This window comes from Novipirellula galeiformis (assembly GCF_007860095.1).
Classification (GTDB): Bacteria; Planctomycetota; Planctomycetia; order Pirellulales; family Pirellulaceae; genus Novipirellula; species Novipirellula galeiformis.
This window is the reverse complement of the sequence record NZ_SJPT01000009.1, coordinates 1-22,718: the sequence shown is the minus strand read 5'-3', so window position 1 is coordinate 22,718 and position 22,718 is coordinate 1. Positions and strand designations below refer to the sequence as shown.

The following is a 22,718-nucleotide window of genomic DNA, read 5'->3' as shown; positions in this document are numbered from 1 at the left end:
CCGGTAACTTTGCGGTGGTGAAGCGAAGAGTGGCTCGATGCCCTCTTCGCGGTGGATCAATTGCGTTTCACATGGGGCAATGTCGTTGCCCCTGGCCCTGGACGGAGGTGTGCCCAAGGCGTCTCAGGGTTAGTGCTGCAAGATAAATTCATTGGTGTTCAGGAGCGCCCACCACATGTCTTGCAGCATTTCTTTTTCATCGCCCTTACGTGCCGCCATCAATTTGCTGGCGATCATCAATTCGTCTCGGGTGGGCCGACGTGCAACGCCAGCCATGAACAGTTCCGTCAAACGGTCTCGTGGTGAGCGGCCGCTCTGGGAAAGTCGATCCAAGAAGCTACCCGGCTTGATGCTCGTTGCATTTTTGACCAAGTCGCCGTTGAACATCATTAGTGCTTGAGGGATCGAGCCGTTGAAGGTCGTAGCTTCGTCCCCTTCGTCGGTTCCGAACGCGATCACAAATTGCTGCATCCAAACTCGACGCTGTTGCTCTTGTTCTTCATAGCTGCCGCCACCGCTCGCATTGGTGGAGTAGACCAGCGATTGGTAGAGTTGCTCGGCACTCATTTGGCGAAGATAAAAACGCGAGAACTTGGGCATCTCGCCAATCGAAGGGTCATCGATCTCGTTGGCCGGCCCCAGAACCGCTTTGAGGTTGTAGGGGCGGCTGAGCGTGATCCAAGTGATCAATTGTTTGATGTCGTAACTGTGCTTGCGGAATTCTTTGCCCAGGTCCTCCAGCAGTGCTGGATGGGATGCGGGGTTATGAGGTCCGAGATCATCGATCGGTTTGGTGAATCCAAAGCCCATGAAGTGGGACCAAATCCGGTTGGCCGCCATCTTGTCCAAAAACTCGCTTTCCATCATCAAGCGTCCCAGCTCTTGCCGTCGATTCACCTCGCTAACGTAACCGCTCTTTGCGATTTCCGTTCCATCGGTGAAGACGGGATAGGCGACCTTCGTCAAGCCATTGCGAAGCTCGTAGAAAATCAACGCATCGCTTGCATCACCCGCTTCTCCCGCGAAGTCTTCATTGACGAGTTCTGCGTGGTCGATGTCTCGCGTGCCACTGACGAACCGTCGCAGCGATCGTGTTTGGCGAAAGAAAGAATTGAACTCCCAGAACTTTTGCTGCTTCCACTGATTGAATGGATGGTTATGGCACTGAGTGCATTGCACTTGTTGACCAAGAAAAATGCGTGACGTGCTGCTGGTCGCTAGCACGCCATTATCATCGTTGACCTTGTCGGCTAAGAAGTTGACCGCCCCATTGAATTTGTCGCTGCCCGGTTTGGTTGTTCCTTCGGCGGTGACAAGTTCGTAGACGATCGTGTTGTAAGGTTTGTTCATGGCAAACGCATCACGAAGATACTTTTGCATCCCATCGCGGCTGGTCATCGAACGCCGATCCGTACCACCGGAGCGCCCAATCAAAACATTCGTCCAAATCGTGCCCCAGTGATTCGCGTACTCCTCGGTGTACTTGTCGTCGTATAGCAACAACTCGACTAACTCGGCTCGCTTGTTGCTTCCCTTGCTGTCCAAAAATGCGTGCAGCTCTTCGAGCGTTGGAATGCGGCCAATCACGTCCAAGTAGATCCGGCGGCACCAAGTTGCATCGTCCACTTCCGGAGCAGGACGAATTTCGTAATCACGCCAACCCTGCTCGATCGCATCGTTGATCAACGCGACCTGGCTCGGAACGCCATCGTCAGCAAACGCGTCGCGGGGCGTCACCATCAACAAGCCTGTTGCGGTAGCAAACAGAACTATCGCGATGGACAGCTTCGTTGTTCGGGTTGGCTGGGTTCGGGTCGGCTGAGTATCGAGCTTCATTGCAAAGTTTCCGGCAAACATGAGGAATCGCTGACACCTGAGGCGATTGCGTCTGCACCTCCTCCAATCTCAATGTTGACATTCAAATTCGAAGGATGGGCGAACTAATCGCGATTCAGATTGCTGCGGGGCATTCTGTCTCGGATCCGCCGCAATCGTGGATCGCTTTGAAATGAACGAGACTGGAGCCCCCTCCTTCCTTGCTTCGGCAGAAGGGGGCGAGCCAAAGGGTGCATTTCCAAGGGCGTCATTATTGGAACGGCGAGCTGGATTAAATGTACTCGAATCCGTTGCTCATTCCCTATTCTATTAGGGACTTTGCTGTCACACCAAGCTGGAAACACCCTGGGACGCCCGAGAGTCATGAAAAGGGGCTGTTTTCTAACGGAATTGCCGCCTGTCACCACTGGAAACGGGCTTCGCAAGGGGGAGCGACAGCGTTCACGCTCGCCCACCGGGGGGCGTTTGACGCTAAATCAGCCACCGAGGGCTGTAAATTGCCGAGGGCTGCAATTTGCCGGGGGCTGCAAAAAAAAAGAGGGGCGCCGCGGAGCGAAATCTCGCCACTCCGGGGGGATCACCCGGTCCGCAAGCGTTAGACGTTCCGCAATGGCCATTTTTACGAAAGAAATCACACATCGATGCCAACGCGAGCGACCGGATGACGTCGCCCGTTGTCAGAAAGCCCGTCGCCGTTGTCAGGAAGCCCGGCGCCGTAAGAGAGCTCGGCGCCGTGAGAAAGCCCGGCACCGTGATACAGCCCGGCGCCGCGCGCCCGGCTGTATCCCTGCCGTGTCCCGGTCGCCGATCCGCTTCGCAGCGGAGTTAAGGAATCTCGGATTCCACCAAATTCCAGTTGCCTGAATCGGTCTGTGATTGCCACAGATTGGGGAGTCGTTCACCGTTGAGCAAACTTTGGATGATCGTCGCCAAGGGGTCGGGGGCGACAATCGCGACAATCTCATCTCGGCTTTTCTTGGCCGCTTTGCGAACCGCCTTGGTGACCCTCAAGCGAGCCGCACGGATCGTTTCGCCACCCGGAGGGCAGATGTCATCTGGGGATTCGAGTCCCGTGCGGTAGACGCGAGGTTGGTTTCGACGAACCTCTTCGATCAATTTGCCGTGCCACAAACCGTGATCGAGGTTACGGAACACATCCACCACTTTGACGCGGATGTCGCGTCCCTTGGCCAAACGCGCCGCCGTTTCACGAGCTGATTCACAGGGGGCGGTGTAGATCGTTTTGAAGCGAACGTCGGCAAGTTCCGCGGCGAGCTGGTTGGCTTGCACCACCCCGCGATCGCTCATCGGCATGTCGAGGGACCCTTTGATCCGCTGTTCGTCATCGAATTTGGTTGCACCAGGGCGAATCACTAGGACTCGCGACATCACCGGCACTCGAAGGGTGATCATGATTTCGCTCCTTCGCCATTGCCGGCCGCAGCGATCAAGCCATCAAGTTCGGCGATCGCGACGCCATAGTCGTCCGCGCGGAAGATTCCCGATCCGACCACAAACAAATCACATCCTGCGGCTCGCGCCGGTCCAATCGTTTCCGCGTTGATGCCGCCATCGATTTCTAACAACAGGTCGGGATGACGCTGTCGCAAGAGCTTCAGCTTGTCCAACGCTACCGGATTGAATGACTGGCCACCAAAGCCTGCATTCACGCTCATCACCAGCACCATGTCGACATCGTCGAGGCACGGTTCCAGTTCCGTCAACGGGGTATCGGGGTTGAGAGCAACGCCAACGCCAACGCCAAGCTGCTTGAGTTCACGTGCCGTGTGTGCCGCATCCTCCACCGCTTCGACGTGAAAGGTCAGCATATCAGCGCCCGCCTCGACCATCGGCCGGGCGTACTTCAACGGATCGCTGATCATCAAGTGCACATCAAGCGGCAAATCGGTGTGACGCCGCAGGCCCTCAACAATCGGCATGCCATAGCTCAGATTCGGGACGAAATGACCATCCATTACATCTAAGTGCAATACCTTGGTTCCTGCCTCCGCCAATCTCGCGACTTCGGTTCTCAGGTCACCAAAGTCACAAATCAGCAGGCTCGGCAAGACCGACGGGGCTGCGTCTCGGATCGCATCGAGCTTCGCTCGGGACATTCACTTTTCTCGCAAACGTGTCAGGGTTCGACACCGCCTACCATCGGCGGTCCTTTCTTTCGATTCCCCTTCACATCGTACCGCGAAGGGAACCGTGGATGCCCATTCCGCCAAGATCGGCTTCATGACCACGTCGAATTGATCGCACAGATTGATCGTGAGTACCTCGACTTGTCAATTCGATCAATCTGGGGGCGACCGCCCAAAAGGAGGGGTTTTGGCAATGTGCGGTCTGCAGTTACCGCATAATATCGGGCATTTAGCCTGTTAAGGTTAGATTCGATGCCATTAAAAGTTTGGGAAATCGAGTTTCAGTAGAAGCGGTCGTGGCGATTATCCGCTCCTTTTCACCCTCTCTCGGCGTCTTGACACCACGCGTGCTAGCAAATTGTATTTCATCTCCGGCCGTGAACGGGAGCGGCTTCCGGTTCGCAAAATGCCGTGAATTACCGTGCCAGGCGAAGAAAATGCGGGCTCAGAGCCGCTTGGAAACCGTCTTCGGACGCACGGGATCAGGGCCGGGAATCCCCATCCGAATCGCGGGGAATCGTGAAAACACGCCTGTTTTTGCTCTGCGACTCGGTCACGCGGGAATGCGTTGGCGACTCATGTGATGCGACTGGATCCACATCGTGGCGTCGTCAAGCGTCTCACCCAAGTGGCGCGTTGTGTAATCGAGTTCGGTCTTCGCACGCGAGCTGTCATACCAATGAAACATACGGCTCATTTCAACAATGGCACTGTTTAGATCGCCGCTTTCCTTGCCCGAAACGAGCGAAAATGCATCGCCAAGTTTTCCCGCAATCCAAAGTCCGGCGGGGCCGGTCGGCATCAGCGGGGCGCGAGACTTCATGCGTTTGGCAATCTCGGTCCACAGTTGGAAATAGGTCACGTTTTCACCCGCCAGAATGAATTGACGGCCCTGGTCGCCGCCCCGCTCGATCGCGGCGATCGTTCCCGCGGCGACGTCACGCGAATCGCAGAGGCTGCAGCCACCCGGAGGGGCCAGCGGTCGCCAGGAGCGTCCCACCTCGATCAACATTCGCCCGCTGCTCGGTTTCCAATCCCAAGGGCCGAGCATGAAGCCCGGGTGTACGATCGTCGCGCGCAAGCCCTGTTCGACTTGCGCGAGGACCTCGCCCACGCCGGCCCGTTTGCTTTGCACATAGCTGCAGGGAACTTGGCGGTTCTCGGCGGTGATCGGGGTGGCTTCATTCGCCGGATGGGCCCGTGATCCAATGGCGAGCGTATCGACGGTGCCGACATGGACCAATTTGCGGTCGTAGCGGCGACACGCCTGGGCGATCGCCGCCGTGCCATCACGGTTGACTTGCATCGACTCTCGCAGCCGCGTCCAACCCAGGTGGATCAGACCCGCGGAATGGATCACCGCATCGCTCTCGGCCACTCCCCGTTGGATCGCGTCGACATCGGACAGGTCGCCACGCAGAAAATGGGTGCTCAATCCGTCAAACAGACGGAGATCGGGGACGTCACGCACCAAGGCAACCGTCTCGTGTCCAGCGGCTTCTAACTGCCGCAGCACTGTATTACCAAGCAAACCGGTTCCGCCAGTCACAAAGACACGCATCGTTTAGGTTCCTTTGTCGATTTGGGTGGGCAAAGTGAAAGTGCTCGGGGCGGTGCTCCCTTGGTAACGCCCCTTCCACCTCGATTTTACTCTTTCTATACCTATCGGCAGGAAATCCGATCACCTGCAACGGCTTAGCCCGGACTGCTAAAAGTTTAGGCTTGACGAGGTCTCGCGGTCACGCTGGACCCACGTTTCTCGGCCATAGCGAGCCGGTCGCGTGCAAGGACTCGGGGCACCTCGGGGTGTCTGCGTCTTCGTAACACGCACTTCGTCAACACACACTTCGTCGCAAACCGCCCGGTTGCCGGTTGAACGCGTGGTTGAACGCGCGATGGGTTACGACGGAAGGGGTGGGGTTACAACGGAAGGGACGCCCCTTGGCGTTGCTCGCTTCGCGATGGGCTGCCTCGTGTCCCAGTCTCGTGTCCCAGTCTCGTTTTGGGGGCCCGAAGGGTGGCCTGGATCGGCTGCGCTCCCGCGATGCGGTATCATACCCACTACTGCACCAGCGGAATGGGCGATCTAAATCAACCTTCCTTTGTAAAACGTTTCAATTTGGTTTTGGCTATGCGATTGCTTCTTTGTTTATGCTTCGCTGTGGTTTTGTTGCCATGGTGTCACCGATGCCACGCGGCGGAGCGTCCCAATATCGTCTTTATTCTGAGCGACGATCATCGTTTTGATTTCATGGGGTGCGTTGAATCCTGTCCCGATTTTTTGACGACGCCGAATCTGGACCGCATGGCGAACGAGGGTGCCCACTTTCGCAATGCGTTTGTGACGACCTCGTTGTGTTCGCCCAGCCGCGCCTCGATTTTGACGGGACGCTACATGCACCATCATCGTGTGGTCGACAACCAACGCCCGATCCCGGTGGGCACGGAATTTTTTCCGCAGCATATGCAGCGAGGCGGTTATACCACTGCGTTTGTAGGGAAGTGGCACATGGGACACGATGATGACGCGCCGCGGCCAGGATTTGATTTCTGGGCCAGCTTTCCTGGGCAAGGGGTGTATAGCGATCCCACACTCAATATCAACGGCCGGCGAGAATCGTTTGAAGGTTACACCACCGACATTTTGACCGACGTCGCTCTGGATTGGCTAGAACAAGATCGCTCCGAGGACAATCCCTTCTTGCTGTACCTGTCCTATAAAGCCGTCCACTATCCGTTTCAGCCGAGTCCACGTCACGCTCAGCGTTACCAAGACCAAGCGATCGATTATCCCGAAACGATGGCCAACACGCAGCGCAACTACCAAACCCAGCCACGCTGGGTGTTGGACCGTCGCTACAGCATTCACGGGATCGATCACATGGAAACCGGAGCCTTTGATAAGGATCCCGTGCCCGATTTTGATCAGCTGTTTCACAATTACTGCGAGACGGTTCATGGCTTGGACGAGAACATCGGTCGCGTATTAAAGGCGTTGGAAGACGCTGGAGCGATGGACAATACGATCGTGATTTACATGGGCGACAACGGTTTCCATTTAGGCGAGCACGGTTTCTATGACAAACGGGATGCGTTTGAAACGTCGATCCGTGTCCCCATGTTGGCCCTTGCCCCTGGTCGCATTCCGGCTGGCACCAAGATCGATCAATTGGTCCAAAACATTGACATCGCCCCGACCGTATTGGACGTGTGTGGCATTGAACGCACCGAGGAAATGAAGTTTGACGGTCGCTCGATGCAGCCCTTGTGGCAACCTCGCGGCGAATCGGCTCCGTCATGGCGCGATCATATTTTGTACGAGTACCACTGGGAATGGAATTTCCCGGCGACACCGACGACGTTGGCGATCCGCACCGACCGCTACAAATACGTCTATTATCACGGCGTTTGGGATCGCGACAGTTTTTACGATTTGCAAACCGACCCGGTTGAACGTCACAACTTGATTGATGTGCCGGCGTACCAGGAGCAGATCGAATCGTTGCGAAACCAACTGTTCACGGAATTGGCCGAGAGCGGTGGCTTGAATCTGCCCATTCGCACCCCCGCCGGCGAGCGTCTCGATCAACGCAAGCGTCCTTAATTGCTGACATGCGCTCGGGCCCCGCCTTCTCCGCAGCAGAGGTTGCCAGTGGGGGGAAGCGTTTGCACGGTTTTGCAATCGTGCGGTTTTGCGCTAGGATTGTGAACATGGGGGCTTCATCGCCGATGGCGGTGGATGCGGTTCACGGCGGACGGAGTGACGTTTTCAATAACAGCGATTCGAACAAGGAAAGAAACGATGACGAAGGATGCATCCCCTGCCAATGCCATGGTTGCGGTTCACCAGGTTTTGCAGGAGGTGTGGGGATACGATTCGTTTCGACCGCTCCAGGAAGCTTCGATCCGCGCGGTGTTGGATCGCCGTGATAGTTTGACGGTACTGCCGACCGGAGGCGGGAAATCGCTCTGCTTCCAAGCCCCCTCGCTGTGTATCGATGGCATGGCGGTCGTCGTTTCGCCACTGATTTCTTTGATGAAGGACCAAGTCGATGCGCTGCGAGCTTGCGGCGTGAATGCGGCGTTCATCAACAGTTCGTTGACTCAACAGGAAAAACGCACCGTCGCCGATCAAATCCGTGCTGGCCAGATCAAAATGCTGTATGTCGCACCGGAGCGTTTGCTTTCCAACCGCATGCTCGAATTTCTGCAGCAAACCCCGATCTCGTTTTTTGCCATCGACGAAGCTCACTGTATCAGCAATTGGGGGCACGATTTTCGGCCCGAGTATCGCGGGCTGCGAATTCTAAAAGAGTGGTTCCCGGCCGCCGCGGTGCATGCGTACACGGCAACCGCTTCGCAGCCGGTGCGCGACGACATCCTCAGCCAACTCGAGCTCCGTAACGCCGAGGTGCTGGTGGGCGATTTCGATCGTCCCAATTTGACCTATCGCATGTTGCGCGCTAACCGGCGTTTGCAACAAGTGCTCGATGTGATCGGGCGGCATCGTGGAGAATCGGGCATCGTCTATTGCATTAGTCGCAAAGAGGTGGAGCGAACCGCCGCGGCGCTGAATCAAATGGGGACGGTCGCCCTGCCCTACCACGCGGGCATGAGCGATGATGAGCGAAAAAACAACCAAGACGCCTTCATTAAGGACGCCTGTGATGTGATCGTGGCTACGGTCGCGTTCGGAATGGGGATCGATAAGTCGAATGTGCGGTTTGTGGTCCATGCCGGGATGCCGAAATCGATCGAGCATTACCAACAAGAAAGTGGCCGAGCCGGTCGCGATGGTTTGGAATCAGAGTGTGTTTTGATTTACTCCGGCGGCGATGTCGTGACTTGGAAAAAAATCATGCAAGGGGACTCGCAAGCGGCGAGCGGCGGTGCCATCGAATCGCTCGAGGCGATCAATCAACTGTGTTGCAGCCCGGTGTGCCGTCATAAGGCGTTAGTGGAGCATTTCGGTCAGCCTTACACGCACGAAAATTGTGGTGGTTGCGATGTCTGTTTAGATGAAATCGCCTTAGTCGAGGACCCGATCACCTTGAGCCAGAAGATTTTGTCGTGCGTGTTGCGAGTGCAAGAGCGATTCGGAGCGGCGCACACTGCAAAGGTCCTCGTCGGTTCATCGGAGCAGCGCATCCTACAATTGGGACATGACAAACTAAGCACCTACGGTTTGTTGTCCGGCGACGGGTTGGACGCCGTGCGGATGTGGATCGATCAATTGGCCCAACAAGGGTATCTGCGACGCACGGGGGAATACCAAGTTTTGTCGCTTTCCGATTCGGGACGGCGGTTACTACACCGCGACGGAGATCCGCGGTTAAGCGTTCCCGGTCAAAAGAAAAGCTCGCGAAGAAATTCGCCCTCGGTCGACTCGTGGGAGGGTGTCGATCGTGGGTTGTTCGAAGCGTTGCGGACGATACGCAGTGGGATCGCATCCGAAAAAAATGTTCCCGCGTATGTTGTGTTTGGCGATGCAACGCTGCGTGAATTGGCTCGCGTTCGCCCGGCAACCCTCGAGCAACTTGCCAAAATCAAAGGCGTTGGTGAACGGAAACTTGCCGACTTTGGCGAGCTCTTTCTCGAGCCCATTCTCGCGTATTGTCAAAACCACCATCTCGAAACGGATGTGAAAACGGCTCCTGCGCCGGCAGCGGAAGCCACTGCGCCGCGAGCGGTTTTGCCCAACGGAAATTCGATGGCCGCGTTCGATCATTTTCGCCGGGGCGAGTCGCTCGAAGAGGTCGCGGAGAAATTGGGACGAGCGGTCTCGACCGTCGCCGGCTATCTGCAAGACTTTTTGCGCCACGAGAAAATTGCCGATCCCACGCCTTGGGTGGATGAGCCAACACGTGATTCCATCCTCGAGAATCTGCATCTGCTCGAAGAGGGGCGGATGAAACCGATGTATGAATTTTTCGCAGGCAAGATCTCCTACGATTCGATTCGCATCGTGTTGGCATGTCACCGCAACGCCCAATCGGCAAGCGAATCACCTGCGTGATGATGCGAAACACCCTCACGCGATTCTTATTCCCGTCGTTGCAGCCGCAATTGGTTCCGTCCGTCGTACGTCAGCAGGAGTGCTCCGTCGGCGGCAAAGTGGTCGAAGACAGCAGCAAAATATCCCTGCTCGCCAGGCCATGGAAAGGCAAAGATCAAATCAAATTCGTCAATTGATTTTCCCAGGGCGTCATAGGCACTCGGACTGTCGATATCGACGTTTTCAAAGTCTTGGATCACAGATTCGATCACCGAACGATCGTCAGGCAAAAAACTGCCTTCGACAAATTCAGCATCGATGTCGAAGTCTTCGGCGAGCCGGCGAGATTGATCAATCAAGTCACGCTCGACCTCGATACCGACCGCGTCCATGCCTTCGATCGCCGCCAACATCGTGACGACGCCAAATCCACTGCCCCATTCCAGGAAGGAGTCGCCGCAAGGGATGCGGTTTTCGACTAACCACTGGATCGCGGCCCCGACCAATTCAAAATCGGAAACGACAAAGTTGCGAATCGTGTCGCGGCGATTTTTGGTAAACGCATCCACTCGCTCGTTCGCTTCTTCGATCAATTCGAGATGATCGTCAGGATGCGACACGTCATTGAAGTTAGGTAGGGGAACGTTCTTTAGCATTGGGGCGTTTTAACATGGGGGATGCGACTAGAGCATTTTAAAAAATGAAGTGGGATTCAAACCGTAGCTGCGTTCGCCAGAACGCGGTCCACCGTCTGGTAGAGGGTAACCGCATCAAAATTAAAACCGCGTTTAGGAACGCGGTTGCTGAGAATAAAGTTCGCCCGCAGTGGCGGTTTGGCTGGGGCGGCCGGACGCAGCGGGGATTAAACGGGGACGCCGTCTCCATCGGCCGCTCGCACGGACGTTTCGCTAATCGCCCAGTTGTTCGCGAAGTGCCTTCATACCGCGGTGCAACAGTCCCGCGATCGCACCGCTGGATTTCTCCATTTCGGTTGCCACTTCGCTCAACTTCATGCCTTCGAGGTAATGCAGTCGAACCGCTTCGCGTTGTGCGTCGGGCAATTGCTCAATCGCGATCGCAATCCGCACCACGTTTTCACCCATGGCGACGTTTTGGCTGGGCGTAGGGCCTTGGCCGGCCAATAAACCTTCGAGCCTCAGCGAGGATTGGGCCAGTTGTTGTTGCATTGATTGTTCACGCCGAACATCACGTTTGTCGCGACGAAAATCACGGTCGAGATGGCAAAGGTGGCGGGCCAGGATTTGCCGTAACCAGCCACGGAATTCGGCTTCGCCCGAACCCCGGAATTGATCCAACCCCTGGACCGCCTGCAACATCGTTTGCTGGACAATATCCGAGACGCCAATCTTCGCTTGCAATGCCCGCCGCATTTGGACGCGAGCGAGCATCCGCAGGTAGGGTTCATAACATGCGATCACCGCCGGATCGGACGTATCGATCGGCGCGTTGTCGGACGAATCCGATGGGGCTGGCATCATGGAACCTCGTTTCGATGGGGCGATTGTTTTCGTAACCCGAACTGCGTCGTGTCACCACGGCGGGTTACCCCAACTCCGCAAGCACTTCCTCGATCGCCCGCGACACCGTGGATCCCAGAAATTGCAGTTCCTCGTCATTGGCAACCAATGGCGGTATCATCACGACCACGTCCCCCAGCGGGCGTACCCAGGCACCCAGTTCGGTCGCCCTTTCACAGACTTTGCGTCCCAGCAATCGTTCGCTCGGGAACGGCGTTTTGCTGTCGCGATCCTCGACCAATTCAATGCCGACCATCAATCCACGACCGCGCATATCGCCAACGTGAGGATGGTTGGCGATGCGGTCCAAGCTCGATCGCAATACCTCTGCCTTGCGATCGATCGATGCGACCAATTGAGTTTCGGCGAACAGATCGAGTGAAGCGATTGCGGCCGCCGCCGCAAGCGGATTGCCGCCGAAGGTGTGTCCATGGTACAGCTGCTTCCGCTCGGATGAATCGCCTAGAAACGCTTCGTAAACGTGCGGCCGTGCAACGGTGGCGGCCATCGGTAAGTAACCTCCGGTGATCCCTTTGCCCAGGCACAGGATGTCGGGGGTGACCCCTTCGTGATCGCAAGCGAACATCCGTCCGGTGCGTCCGAAGCCGGTCGCGACTTCATCGACAATCATCAAGACTTCGTATCGGTCACACAGCTCTCGGACGCGGGCGAGCAAGCCAGCGGGGTGAGTGATCAAGCCCGCCGCCCCTTGCACGAGCGGTTCCATCACGACCGCAGCGAGTTCGCCGTGGTGCTGTTTCAACAGCGTCTCGATCTCGTCGGCGTAGTGGTCACAGGCCGTTTCGGGACGGACGCCCTCGGGCAACCGGTAGCTGCATGGCAGCGGGCCACGCACGGGGGTGAACACGATCGGAGCGAACAATTGGTGAAAGTACTTAATGCCGCCGAGCGAAACCGCGCCAGTCGTGTCGCCGTGATAGGCCGAGGACAGCGCGAGGTAGCGGGTTTTCGGCGAAGGGGACGTGGCGCCCGTGGCCGCAGCGCGTTGGTGCCAATATTGGAGCGCCATTTTCAACGCGGCCTCGACGCCGGAGGATCCGTCGCTGCTAAAGAAGACATGGCTCAGATCGCCGGGGGTGATCGCGACCAATCGCTCCGCCAGCAGATCGGTGATGTCGGCCGACATGCCGAGCGTCGTGATATGGGCGACGCGATCGAGTTGCTCGCGGATCGCGGCGTTCATTTTGGGGTGACGATGACCGTGGACATTGCACCACAGGCTGGCGACGCCATCGAACAACCGCTGACCCGTCGTGGTGGTTAGCCAGCAGCCCTCGGCGGTGGCGATGGCGATTTGATCCGAATCGGCCATCTGAGTGAATCCGTGCCAATGATGATGTTGGCGGGCGGATGAGGGGGGGATGGCGGATTTTTCCGCTGCGTTGTCCTGGTGAGATGCCGTTGAGGTTGGTTTGTCAGTGATTTGTGAGGTCATCGCAATCGTCGAAAGAATTTGCGGTACGCCAAACCGCGGGGAATCGTTAAAGTAGGAGGGCTAAGTCAACCAAGGGAGTGTAATGCATGGCCAGAGAAGCAGTCTACCAACAATCCGAGCCTGAATCGGAAACCGAAGCGTTGATGCCGAAAGAGCAGGACAATTCGTTACGTCCCCGGCGGATGGACGAAATGGTCGGCCAACAGGATGTCATCGAACGGTTGAAGATCGCCATCGATGCGGCTCAAGGACGCGGCGAGCCGCTCGGCCATATCTTGTTTGATGGCCCACCCGGACTGGGAAAAACCACCTTTGCGACCGTGATTCCGGCCGAAATGGGGGTTTCGGTCGAGATGGCCAATGGGGCGGGATTGCGTGCCCCGAAGGATCTGTTGCCCTATTTAACGAACCTCTCCGAAGGAGCGGTGTTGTTTATCGATGAAATTCATCGCATCCCCAAAGCGGTCGAAGAGTATCTGTATACCGCGATGGAAGATTTTCGCATCGACATCATTCTCGGTGAAGGGGTCAGCGCGCGGACGTTGAACTACGAACTGCGTCCGTTCACCTTGATCGGCGCGACCACGCGAGCGGGGATGTTGAGCGCACCACTACGCGATCGTTTCCAAATCCGCGAGCATCTCGGTTGGTACACTCCCACCGAATTGTGCGAGATCGTGCAGCGGAATTCGAAAAAGTTGAAAATTGTGATCGATGATGGCTCTGCCGGTGTGATCGCCGCGCGAAGCCGCAGCACTCCGCGACTGGCCAACAATCGCTTGCTCTGGGTTCGCGATTACGCGCAAAGCAAAGCCCAAGGCAAGGTCGATGCCCAGGTCACCACCGCGGCGCTTGATATGATCGGGATCGACACCCTCGGTCTGGATAAACAGGATCGCGGTTATCTCGATACGTTGATGCGAGTTTTCTTGGGCGGCCCTGCGGGTCTCGAAGCGATCGCCCACACCATGAACGTCAGCAGCGATACGTTGGAAGACGAAGTCGAGCCGTTCCTGCTCCGCAGCGAAATGATCGTGCGGACGCGCCGAGGCCGCATGGCGACCCATAAGGGATTCGAGCATATGAAGGTCAAACGTCCTGACGCTAGTGTTTGACAGGCTTTGTCCAAACTCAACTTTAGGGTAGTGGACCAGGCCACCCGTGTTGCAGGCTGTGGTCCGGCGCCAAGGATCACGGAGCGATCCGCGACACTCATCTCGCCTGTCACGCCCTGGACGCTTCCAACCCTGGGGGCTGGCGCGCACGCTCCTGTGAAACTACACTGTCCGCAATGAGCGACATTGAACAATACGACTACGATCTCCCCCGCGAGCGAATTGCCCAAGAGCCCTTGGCGACCCGCAGCGATGCGCGATTGATGCTGGTCGATCGCAAGGCCGGCACGATCGATCATTACCACGTCCGTGACCTTCCCGAATTGCTGCATGCCGACGATACGTTGGTGTTGAATAATACGCGGGTGGTCCCAGCCAAATTGGTCGGCTATCGCGCCGAAACAAGTGGTCAATGGCAGGGACTTTTCCTGCGGGCCGATCCCGCCACGGGCGTTTGGGAAGTGCTGACCAAGACGCGGGGCAAGCTCCGCCCGGGCGAGGCGATTACGATCAAGGATCGCGAAGGGCGTCCCAGCATGCAATTGGTGGTCGTCTCACGCACCGACGATGGACATTTGCTTGTCACCCCCAGGTTGCCAGGCCGCGATGAAGCGGATTGGCCGGGCGAGCCAGCGGATTGGCTCGAGCGCTACGGTCGGATCCCGTTGCCCCCCTACATCCGCGACGGCCAAATGGTCGATTCCGATGTGAAAAACTATCAAACGGTCTTCGCCGAGCATCGCGGCAGTGTCGCCGCTCCCACGGCGGGATTGCACTTCACCGACAAGCTGCTCGATTACATTCGCGCCGGCGGGACCGATATTCAAGAGGTCACGTTGCATGTCGGCATCGGGACGTTTCGTCCGATCGCCGTGGATCATCTTGACCAGCATGTGATGCACAGCGAATGGGGGCAAATCGAAGCTCCGGCGGTGGAGGCGATTCGCACGCGTCGCGCGCACGGACGCTGCATCGCGGTCGGCACCACCAGCGTGCGTGTGCTGGAAAGCGCTGCCCAAAATCCCGAGGGAAAATTGCAACCTTGGAGCGGAGCAACCGAGTTGTTCATTAAACCGCCTTACGACTTCAAAGTCGTCGATGGATTGATGACCAATTTTCATTTACCACGAAGCAGTTTGCTGGTCTTGGTCAGCGCGTTTGCCGGACGCGAATTGATCATGAAGGCGTATCAAACCGCCATCGAAAATGAATATCGATTCTTTAGCTACGGCGACACGATGTTGATCGTTTAAGGTGGTTGGTCGTCCCAAGGCGACGATCGAATCTCGGTCACGCTTGAATGGATCGTGGTCCAGCGCTACTTTTCCCTGCTCTCTCCCCCACAACTTATTCTTATGTCTAGCGAAGAACATATCTTGGTCATCCCCGAATCGGTGATTGCATCGATCGGAGTCATCGACGGCTTTGAAGCGAATGTGGATCGTTTCCTGAAGCCCATCTTGGCGAGCGACCAGCTTTCGTTTCAACCGCGCACGCCGATGGAAACGGATCCCAGCTTCAAGCAATTGATTCCCTACGTGTTGCTCCAGTGGACCGAGCCCGACGGGACCACGAAATTATTTACGTACACACGTGGCGGAGGTGGCGGCGAGACGCGTTTGCATGCCAAACGTAGCGTCGGGATCGGCGGGCACATCAGCCGCGAAGATGCTGCCGATGGAGCCGATCCGTATGCAACCGGCATGCACCGCGAAATCGCCGAGGAAATTCACTTGGGAGCCGGCTATCAAGAAACTCAAGAAGGCTTGATCTACGATCCGTCGAACGAAGTGGGCAAGGTTCACTTAGGAGTCGTTCATCGCTTTGTGTTGGATTCGCCCGAGGTCCACAGCAACGAAGCGGATTTAGCCGAAGGTGGTTTTGTCAGCGTCGAAGAGCTGAAAGCCGACATCGAGCAACTCGAAACCTGGAGCCAACTAGCGATCAAAGCGCTCTATTAGAGCATGTTGACAAATGACGTGGGATTCATCCTGTGGCTGCGTTCGCCAGAACGCGGTCCAACGCCTAGCGACACGAGCTACATCAAATTTAGGAATGCTCTAAGCCCCGCGTCATTCAATCCCCAGAGGCCTAAGCTTCCTGCAGTAGATTCGTGGTAAACAAAAAAAACGACGGCGGTGAAAACCGTCGTCGTTTATTTTTTTGCTGCAACTTGAAACTCGAGAATCTTACTCGAGAATCTTGCCGAGGTTTCCGATCACTGCGTCGATGTCCAATTTCTTGGCATTGGCGACCGAGTAGTTCGCTTTCACGTTGCCTTCGTTCGCCATCACGATTGTGACGTCAGCCTTAGGGTTGATGCCGTAGTTGTCAGGACCGTTGGCGTTTTCGTTAGGAACGACAAAAGGAATGCTTTTCGCTTTGGTGGTCGAAGCAAACTTCTTTGCCATTTCCGAAGCGTCGTCTTTGTCTTCGTTGAGGACGTTGACGAACACGGTTAGTTTCGAATCAGCGTTGGCGCCAATGGCGGCATCCAGCTTCGAGACCAATTCAGTCACCTTCGGGTCGTTGCTACGAGTGAATACCATGACCTGTGGCTTGGAGCCGTTGCGGCAGCGATAGCAAAGGTTTTTGCCTTCGGCAACGCCGTCTTCTTCTGCACCCGCACACTTGGTGACGTAGAACGGTCCCACGTTTTCTCCAGGTTGCAATCCACTCTTCATTGCACCTTTCTGCGCTGGCTTATCGGCCATCGCCGTGGTTGCAGACACGAGGGCCAGAGCCATACCGAGCACGAAAAAGTTCTTCATTCCAAATCCTCTACTAAGGGGCGTTGTTACCATGCACACTCGGCATGGTTCACGAATTGTAGATCGTTAACATCAACGTTGACGTTTTGTATTACTGTTCCAGCAATGACGTTTAGGGGGAATCGTCCGCCACGAAAAAATAAGTTTTTTCAGCGTCTTATCCTTCTTGAATCTTGGCCCACGATTCTCGCATGTTAGGAGCATGGGATCGGAAAGGCAACGATTCGAATCAGAGTAAGGCCGGCGCAGCGGTTTCCAGGCGGGGGCGATTGGGTGGGTCTAACGCGGTGTCGAGATTGCGATATTATAGCGAGCGGAAATTGGTAGCGGGGGGAAGATTCTGTTGGACATTCTACAGATTAGGCAAAATGACAAGCCGCAGGGATCGAGTTCCGGTATTCTGGTTCACAGCAGCCTTTCCCGAAAATTCATCGTTTCGCCGGTCATTTGACAGGCCGTTTACAAACAGGATGCATCAATGGTGAGCACTTCCGGAACGACGCTTCGCCCCTTTTATCAGAGCCTCTGCGTTGCTTTTCCTGCCCTAGCCAGGGGCATGTTCTCGGGTTTGAGATTCGGCATCGTTGCCGCTTCACTTTTCTTGCTTTCGGTTGTCACTTGGGCTGACTCGCCCAAAACGGCGGTGGTTCGTGCGGAAGTCGACCGCTCTCCGGTCGATTTGGCCATCAATCCCCAGGGCGTTTGGCCAGCCGGCCGCTGGATTGTCACCGCTAACGAAACCTCGGGCACCGTTTCCCTGCTTTCGACCCAATCGAACTCGGTGGTCGATGAGGTGGTTTGTGGAGATCACCCGTCGGATGTCATCTTTTCAGCCGATGGAGCGTATTTTGTAGTGACGTGTGCTTGGTCGGGCGAGTTGGTCGTCTACTCGCTCCAAGCGAGCAGCGGTCCCCAGCCAAAAAGCTCCCAGCAAGAGAAAACTGCCGAGCAAAGTCATTCGGCGCCATCGGCAGCCGCCTCGGTTTCGCCGGCGAAAGCTTCGGGGGCCAAAATCCAGGAGGTCGCTCGGATCCCGCTCGGTTTCCAGCCCTGTGGCGTCACCCTTTCGCCAGATGCTCAAACAGCGTACGTAGGGCTGGTGGCCTCCGGTGAAGTGGTGGAGGTTGACCTCCTCGCTGGCAAGATCAAACGACGTATCGAAGTCGGTCCATGGCCCAAGCACCTCGCGCTCTCGGGCGATGGAAAAACGTTAGCCGTGGGCTGCGGCGGGAATGGAAAAATTGTCGTGATCGATACTGAACCGTTCGAGGTGCAATATGACGAGCCGCTCGTTGGCGGCATCAACCTGGGGCACATGGTCGTATCACGCGACGGGACGTACGTCTACTTTCCCTGGATGGTTTATCGTTCCAATCCGATCACCGTTGGCAACATTAAACTCGGCTGGGTTTTAGCTAATCGTCTGGGGCGGGTGCGTCTAGACGGCCCCGCCTATCGGGAAGCGATTTCATTAGACGTTCCCGAGTTGGCGATCGGGGATGCGCATGGCATTGCGATCACATCGGATGAAAAACAGGTGCTTGTCACTGCGGGCGGAACCCATGAATTGTTGTTGTATCGGTTGCCCGATCTGCCGTTCATCGGTGCGGGAGGGCCCGGCGATTTGATTGAACGAGAACTGCAATACGACCGCGAGCGTTTTGATCGGATTCCCCTTGGCGGCCGACCGTTGGGGATTCAGGTCGGCAAAGGTGATCGTTTCGCCTATGTTGCCAATTATTTAAACAATTCAGTCCAGGTCATCGACTTGGTTGAACGCAAGTTGGTGCGTGAGATTGATTTGGGAGGGGCGTCGGAGAGGTCCCTCGCTCGCGAAGGCATGGCACTCTTTTATGATGCGACGCGCAGTTTGGACCAATGGTATAGTTGTCACTCGTGTCATCAAGATGGCGGCTCGAATGCGCAGCCGATGGATACCAGGAACGATGGCACCGAGTTGACGGTCAAGACGGTGTTGCCATTGTTTGGTGTCGAGAAGACGAAGCCTTGGACGTGGCACGGTTGGCAACAGAGTCTCGACGATGCGATCGAAACGTCATTCACTTCGACGATGATCGGCAAGGCGGCGACACCCCATGAAACGAAGGCGGTGCGAGCCTATCTCGAATCGCTGCAGTTGCCGCCCAATCCCTACGTTGGGCCTGAGGGGGAATTGTCTCCGTCAGCCGCCCGTGGTCGCAGTGTCTTTTTGAGCAGCAAGGCCGCTTGTGCCGATTGCCATCACGGCCCTGAATTAACAGACAACCAAGTTCACGATGTTGGGCTCGGTTCGAAGGGGGATTTTTATCATGGGTTTAATACCCCTTCGCTAAAAGGACTGTATCGAAAGGCACGCTGGCTGCATAACGGACGCGCAAAATCACTGCACCGCGTGGTCACCGATTTGCACAGTCCGGAAAAGGTCAACGGCACCGCAGCGTTGTCGGAGCAAGAGGCCGCCGATTTGATTGAGTATTTGAAGACCTTGTAGCCAGCAGAAACGTTGCAATCAGGGAAGCGTTGCTCGCCATCTGGCGGGCCGCTTTGGGCCATTGCCGGGCGCAGGGCTGCATTCGTTGTTGCGGAGTATCCGCCGATGGCGGTGGCCCGTTAATGCAGCGGTTCGTCGGTAAAGTGAGGTTCCAACACGAAGGAGAAAACACGGCGGACGTCGCATGCAGTCATGTCGACGATGGCGTCGGCGTTTTCGAAGCAGAGGCGACTTTGTTGTGCAAGCCACTGCGGCGCGAGGCCCAGGTCGTTTGGGGTTGGGAATGTTCGGTCGTCAGCCGCGATTTGGAAGAGTTCTGCGGCACGCTGCGCGTGGCGTCGGACGCCTTGACTTTGACCTTGTCTCGCCTTCACTGCGGCGGCGGCAAGTTTGATGAGTCCCTTTAGGAAATCGGCTTGGGGGCCCCTTCGGCCTGCCAAAATCCATAGCCGCTCCCAAGCCTCATGGGATTCCCAGTAGTAGCCGTGGTTGAACAAGTCGACGGCCCAGCGATGCGATTGCCGGATCGCGGCGACGTCGGCCGGGGCGACATCATCGGCATCGTCACCACAGCGATGTCCGGACGGGTCCGAGATTGGATGCGGATGCATGCCAGGCACGAACGCGTACGGCGGAAAAAAGCGTGTGGTCAATCGCGGGGGTGGCGGGGGCGGCATCCGTTCGCTCATCGATTTTGGGGACGCGTTGGAGCACCAACGTTAGCCCAGTTTAATCCATGACGTAACCACTTTAAAAACATGCCCGAAGACCGTCGAAAAAAACGCGGCTAGCGCAATTTGAAAAATGACGTAGGTTCGATCCCGTATCTGCGTTCGCGCAGAACGCGGTCCACCGTGCGGCGACGGTAGCTACATCCAAATTAAAACTGTTCTAGCCCCTGGTCATTCCTAGCCGCAAGTGTCAGCGAGGTACGCGGAGGAAGAAAGGTACTGTTCTGGAAATCTTTCTGTCGTCACGCGGTCGGATAAAACGCGGAGAATGCAGAGGTGCGGAGAATCGCGGTGCAGAGGTGACGGTCGTTGGCTCCGCGTCCTTCGCTGCTCCGCGTTTCAAATTGTTCATTCGAAAAAAACGCGGCTAGCGCAATTTGAAAAATGACGTAGGTTCGATCCCGTATCTGCGTTCGCGCAGAACGCGGTCCACCGTGCGGCGACGGTAGCTACATCCAAATTAAAACTGTCCTAGCCCCTGGTCATTCCTAGCCGCAAGTGTCAGCGAGGCACGCGGAGGAAGAAAGGTACTGTTCTGGAAATCTTTCTGTCGTCACGCGGTCGGATAAAACGCGGAGAATGCAGAGGTGCGGAGAATCGCGGTGCAGAGGTGACGGTCGTCGGCTCCGCGTCCTTCGCTGCTTCGCGTTTCAGGCTTTCGTTCCCCAGCACGCGCAGCGGGGGCGGGCTCGTGGGCCGATTCCAAGTGGGGTGGAGTTGGCGCCATCGCAAAAACTGGCGTACCACCAGCAACACGAGTTGTTGCAGGATTTGCTTGACAACTGCCATTGCGACGGATACGGTACGATGATCCCTGTGGGACTGGTTGGCTATAGTCCTGTAGAGGCTGTGCGGGGGTAAGCAGGAAGGCGTCCCCGGAGGATCGCAAATTGCCATCAGCATGATAGTGGTAACGTGTTGATTTTGAGTGCTTGCGCCTGTGATAAGGAAGGCGTAGTGGGTCGTGGTCGCACGTTGTTACGGAACTCAACACCGACGTGAAATAAAGGGGAGTCGATGAGTCGTACAAGCATTGAACGCACGAAACGGACCTGGCGGAATCCTGGATTTACTCTGGTCGAGTTGCTTGTGGTGATCGCCATCATCGGTGTCCTCGTTGGCCTGCTATTGCCGGCCGTGCAATCGGCACGCGAAGCGGCGCGGCGGATGCAGTGCTCCAATAACCTCAAGCAATTGGGGCTGGCGCTGCACACCTATCACGACACGCTCGGGTCCTTCCCGCCGGGGCATACCCTGAGCCGCGTCAATCTCAGCGACGGTTTCACATGGCCCATTTTCCTTTGGCCCTACATCGAGCAAGGCGCGCTGTATGACCAACTCAATTTCAGTTCAAACTTCGGCGGTTGCTACGGGTGGAACGAGCCGATCATGGAGACGGCATTAGCGGCCTTCCAGTGCCCGTCGGGCGGTGAGAGTGAATTTGGGCATCCCTGCCGCGTCCGTAACAGCTATGTCTGCAACACGGGAATCGGACATCTAAAGAAGGAGCTGCAGCCGAGTCAGCAACCGGGTGTCTTCATGCAGAACAGGGGGCTGAAGATTCGCGACATTACCGATGGGACAACAAACACGATTGGCATTTCGGAAATCATCAAGCTGAGCGGCTATGATTACCGCGGCGCATGGAGCTACACCGAAGGTAGTCATTATCAGCACGATCGCACGCCGAACACACGGATTCCGGACGAAGTCCGTAACGGCATGTGTACCACCGCAGACGCGAACCATCCCGAGGCGCCATGTATTGGAACGTACAATAATCACGCCACCCGAAACATCCTCCTTTCGGCGCGGAGTCGTCATCCCGGCGGTGTGCAGGTGTTGCTGATGGACGGCGCGACGCGTTTTATCAGTGAATCGGTCAACCTGCAGACGTGGCAGGCGCTGGGAACGACGGCCGGCTACGAGGTGGTCGGTGAGTTCTGAGTGATTCGTGTTTGTTCGTGTCTTGAATCTCATGAGAGGATGCCCCAATGGTGGCTGGAATTCGAAGTTGCCTCGTCTCGTTGCTGCTGGCCCCGTTGCTAGTCGTGACCATCGGCTGTGGCGGTGGTGACGGGCTCAACCGGGCAGAGGTGCGTGGCAAGGTGAGCTTTGAGGGGGCCCCCGTCGAGTCTGGTTCGATCGCGTTCATTCCGGTTGAGGGAACGCAGGCGCCGTCGACCGGAGGCGCAATCAACCAGGGCGAGTACCACCTCGCCCGCGCGGTGGGCCCGGTCGTCGGGGAATATCGCGTGGAGATACGGGCAACGCGGAAAACGGGGCGGCAGGTTGCTGCAGGCGAGGTCGCCCGCGATCCGACCGCCATGATCGATGAGATCGAGGCGTTCATCCCCGAAAAATATAACAACCGCAGCGATCTCACCGCTGAGATCCAACCCGACAAGAACGAGATCCATTTCGATCTCCTCGGCGCTTCCCAGTAAGTTTGTTTTGCTAAGCAGGTAGGCAGGAGTCTTTCGGTAGATTAGCCGTTTTGGCGTTAGCCCCGGTTCAAGCGGTTCAACCGGGGCTAACGCCCAATGGCACTCACTTTGACGTTGGGTCTTCTGGATCGTTGGGTTTACTTTTCTTTTTTCGTTTCTGGAAGTGGGTGGTTTTGGGGCGGCGGACGTAT

At 56.6% G+C, this 22,718-nt stretch carries 17 protein-coding genes; 8 read left to right on the top strand and 9 right to left on the bottom strand.

What is annotated here, in order from left to right; translation table 11 throughout:
- Positions 1–129 precede the first annotated feature (129 nt).
- The 4 genes from Pla52o_RS21175 to Pla52o_RS21160 form a co-directional block, all read right to left on the bottom strand.
- Positions 130–1,740, bottom strand: coding sequence for a DUF1549 domain-containing protein (locus Pla52o_RS21175; protein WP_146596815.1), 1,611 nt, complete (start codon positions 1,738–1,740; stop codon positions 130–132).
- Positions 1,741–2,661: 921 nt separating this feature from the next.
- Positions 2,662–3,249 carry a histidine phosphatase family protein gene (locus Pla52o_RS21170; protein ID WP_146596641.1) on the bottom strand — a complete coding sequence of 196 codons (588 nt, stop codon included), beginning with the start codon at positions 3,247–3,249 and terminating at the stop codon, positions 2,662–2,664.
- Positions 3,246–3,953 carry a ribulose-phosphate 3-epimerase gene (gene rpe, locus Pla52o_RS21165; protein WP_146596640.1) on the bottom strand — a complete coding sequence of 236 codons (708 nt, stop codon included), beginning with the start codon at positions 3,951–3,953 and terminating at the stop codon, positions 3,246–3,248. The genes Pla52o_RS21170 and rpe overlap by 4 nt, the downstream gene beginning before the upstream one ends.
- Positions 3,954–4,536: 583 nt before the next feature.
- Positions 4,537–5,544 (bottom strand): NAD-dependent epimerase/dehydratase family protein, encoded by a 1,008-nt coding sequence (locus Pla52o_RS21160; protein WP_146596639.1) that lies wholly within the window; start codon positions 5,542–5,544, stop codon positions 4,537–4,539.
- A 570-nt stretch (positions 5,545–6,114) separates the two neighbouring features.
- Here Pla52o_RS21160 and Pla52o_RS21155 point away from each other — a divergent pair.
- Positions 6,115–7,587: a sulfatase family protein gene (locus Pla52o_RS21155; protein WP_146596638.1), complete on the top strand. Its 1,473-nt coding sequence runs from the start codon at positions 6,115–6,117 to the stop codon at positions 7,585–7,587.
- Positions 7,588–7,785: 198 nt separating this feature from the next.
- The gene (gene recQ, locus Pla52o_RS21150; RefSeq protein WP_146596637.1) at positions 7,786–9,999 is read left to right on the top strand and encodes a DNA helicase RecQ; all 2,214 of its coding nucleotides are present in this window, start codon (positions 7,786–7,788) and stop codon (positions 9,997–9,999) included.
- A 26-nt stretch (positions 10,000–10,025) separates the two neighbouring features.
- Here recQ and Pla52o_RS21145 read toward each other — a convergent pair whose 3' ends face one another.
- The 3 genes from Pla52o_RS21145 to bioA all read right to left on the bottom strand — a co-directional run bounded on the left by Pla52o_RS21145 (position 10,026) and on the right by bioA (position 12,972).
- Positions 10,026–10,598 carry a hypothetical protein gene (locus Pla52o_RS21145; RefSeq protein WP_231612533.1) on the bottom strand — a complete coding sequence of 191 codons (573 nt, stop codon included), beginning with the start codon at positions 10,596–10,598 and terminating at the stop codon, positions 10,026–10,028.
- Positions 10,599–10,886: 288 nt separating this feature from the next.
- Positions 10,887–11,477, bottom strand: a complete 591-nt coding sequence (locus tag Pla52o_RS21140) for a sigma-70 family RNA polymerase sigma factor (RefSeq protein ID WP_231612532.1) — start codon at positions 11,475–11,477, stop codon at positions 10,887–10,889.
- Between the two features lie 64 nt (positions 11,478–11,541).
- On the bottom strand, positions 11,542–12,972 hold the full coding sequence (bioA, locus tag Pla52o_RS21135; protein WP_146596635.1) for an adenosylmethionine--8-amino-7-oxononanoate transaminase: 1,431 nt from the start codon (positions 12,970–12,972) through the stop codon (positions 11,542–11,544).
- Positions 12,973–13,115: 143 nt separating this feature from the next.
- Between bioA and ruvB the strand changes: the two genes are divergently transcribed.
- The 3 genes from ruvB (at position 13,116) to Pla52o_RS21120 (ending at position 16,048) form a co-directional block, all read left to right on the top strand.
- Positions 13,116–14,087 carry a Holliday junction branch migration DNA helicase RuvB gene (ruvB, locus tag Pla52o_RS21130; protein ID WP_231612555.1) on the top strand — a complete coding sequence of 324 codons (972 nt, stop codon included), beginning with the start codon at positions 13,116–13,118 and terminating at the stop codon, positions 14,085–14,087.
- 176 nt (positions 14,088–14,263) lie between these two features.
- Positions 14,264–15,340 (top strand): tRNA preQ1(34) S-adenosylmethionine ribosyltransferase-isomerase QueA, encoded by a 1,077-nt coding sequence (gene queA / locus Pla52o_RS21125; RefSeq protein ID WP_146596633.1) that lies wholly within the window; start codon positions 14,264–14,266, stop codon positions 15,338–15,340.
- A gap of 102 nt (positions 15,341–15,442) precedes the next feature.
- The gene (locus Pla52o_RS21120; RefSeq protein WP_146596632.1) at positions 15,443–16,048 is read left to right on the top strand and encodes a phosphoesterase; all 606 of its coding nucleotides are present in this window, start codon (positions 15,443–15,445) and stop codon (positions 16,046–16,048) included.
- Positions 16,049–16,276: 228 nt separating this feature from the next.
- On the opposite strand, the gene Pla52o_RS21115 is transcribed toward Pla52o_RS21120, so the two are convergent.
- The gene (locus tag Pla52o_RS21115; protein WP_146596631.1) at positions 16,277–16,858 is read right to left on the bottom strand and encodes a hypothetical protein; all 582 of its coding nucleotides are present in this window, start codon (positions 16,856–16,858) and stop codon (positions 16,277–16,279) included.
- Between the two features lie 478 nt (positions 16,859–17,336).
- On the opposite strand from Pla52o_RS21115, the gene Pla52o_RS21110 reads away from it, so the two are divergent.
- Entirely contained in the window at positions 17,337–19,349 is a 2,013-nt protein-coding gene (locus Pla52o_RS21110; RefSeq protein ID WP_146596630.1) for a c-type cytochrome, read from the top strand.
- 119 nt (positions 19,350–19,468) lie between these two features.
- Here Pla52o_RS21110 and Pla52o_RS21105 read toward each other — a convergent pair whose 3' ends face one another.
- A complete protein-coding gene (locus Pla52o_RS21105; RefSeq protein ID WP_146596813.1) occupies positions 19,469–19,960 on the bottom strand; it encodes a DUF309 domain-containing protein in 492 nt (163 codons plus the stop codon).
- Positions 19,961–21,097: 1,137 nt separating this feature from the next.
- Here Pla52o_RS21105 and Pla52o_RS21100 point away from each other — a divergent pair.
- Together Pla52o_RS21100 and Pla52o_RS21095 are read left to right on the top strand one after the other, a co-directional pair.
- Entirely contained in the window at positions 21,098–22,027 is a 930-nt protein-coding gene (locus Pla52o_RS21100) for a DUF1559 domain-containing protein (protein ID WP_146596629.1), read from the top strand.
- Between the two features lie 47 nt (positions 22,028–22,074).
- Positions 22,075–22,527: a hypothetical protein gene (locus Pla52o_RS21095; RefSeq protein WP_146596628.1), complete on the top strand. Its 453-nt coding sequence runs from the start codon at positions 22,075–22,077 to the stop codon at positions 22,525–22,527.
- Positions 22,528–22,718 lie beyond the last annotated feature (191 nt).

What these genes read in the sequence shown, in the direction of transcription:
- Pla52o_RS21120 (WP_146596632.1), top strand. Translation starts at nt 15,443, where the DNA reads ATGTCTAGCGAAGAACATATCTTGGTCATCCCCGAATCGGTGATTGCA.
- Pla52o_RS21115 (WP_146596631.1), bottom strand. Translation starts at nt 16,858, where the DNA reads ATGAAGAACTTTTTCGTGCTCGGTATGGCTCTGGCCCTCGTGTCTGCA.
- Pla52o_RS21110 (WP_146596630.1), top strand. Translation starts at nt 17,337, where the DNA reads ATGGTGAGCACTTCCGGAACGACGCTTCGCCCCTTTTATCAGAGCCTC.
- Pla52o_RS21175 (WP_146596815.1), bottom strand. Translation starts at nt 1,740, where the DNA reads ATGGTGACGCCCCGCGACGCGTTTGCTGACGATGGCGTTCCGAGCCAG.
- ruvB (WP_231612555.1), top strand. Translation starts at nt 13,116, where the DNA reads ATGCCGAAAGAGCAGGACAATTCGTTACGTCCCCGGCGGATGGACGAA.
- Pla52o_RS21170 (WP_146596641.1), bottom strand. Translation starts at nt 3,249, where the DNA reads ATGATCACCCTTCGAGTGCCGGTGATGTCGCGAGTCCTAGTGATTCGC.
- Pla52o_RS21160 (WP_146596639.1), bottom strand. Translation starts at nt 5,544, where the DNA reads ATGCGTGTCTTTGTGACTGGCGGAACCGGTTTGCTTGGTAATACAGTG.
- recQ (WP_146596637.1), top strand. Translation starts at nt 7,786, where the DNA reads ATGACGAAGGATGCATCCCCTGCCAATGCCATGGTTGCGGTTCACCAG.
- Pla52o_RS21100 (WP_146596629.1), top strand. Translation starts at nt 21,098, where the DNA reads ATGAGTCGTACAAGCATTGAACGCACGAAACGGACCTGGCGGAATCCT.
- Pla52o_RS21105 (WP_146596813.1), bottom strand. Translation starts at nt 19,960, where the DNA reads ATGCATCCGCATCCAATCTCGGACCCGTCCGGACATCGCTGTGGTGAC.
- rpe (WP_146596640.1), bottom strand. Translation starts at nt 3,953, where the DNA reads ATGTCCCGAGCGAAGCTCGATGCGATCCGAGACGCAGCCCCGTCGGTC.
- bioA (WP_146596635.1), bottom strand. Translation starts at nt 12,972, where the DNA reads ATGACCTCACAAATCACTGACAAACCAACCTCAACGGCATCTCACCAG.
- queA (WP_146596633.1), top strand. Translation starts at nt 14,264, where the DNA reads ATGAGCGACATTGAACAATACGACTACGATCTCCCCCGCGAGCGAATT.
- Pla52o_RS21140 (WP_231612532.1), bottom strand. Translation starts at nt 11,477, where the DNA reads ATGATGCCAGCCCCATCGGATTCGTCCGACAACGCGCCGATCGATACG.
- Pla52o_RS21155 (WP_146596638.1), top strand. Translation starts at nt 6,115, where the DNA reads ATGCGATTGCTTCTTTGTTTATGCTTCGCTGTGGTTTTGTTGCCATGG.
- Pla52o_RS21095 (WP_146596628.1), top strand. Translation starts at nt 22,075, where the DNA reads ATGGTGGCTGGAATTCGAAGTTGCCTCGTCTCGTTGCTGCTGGCCCCG.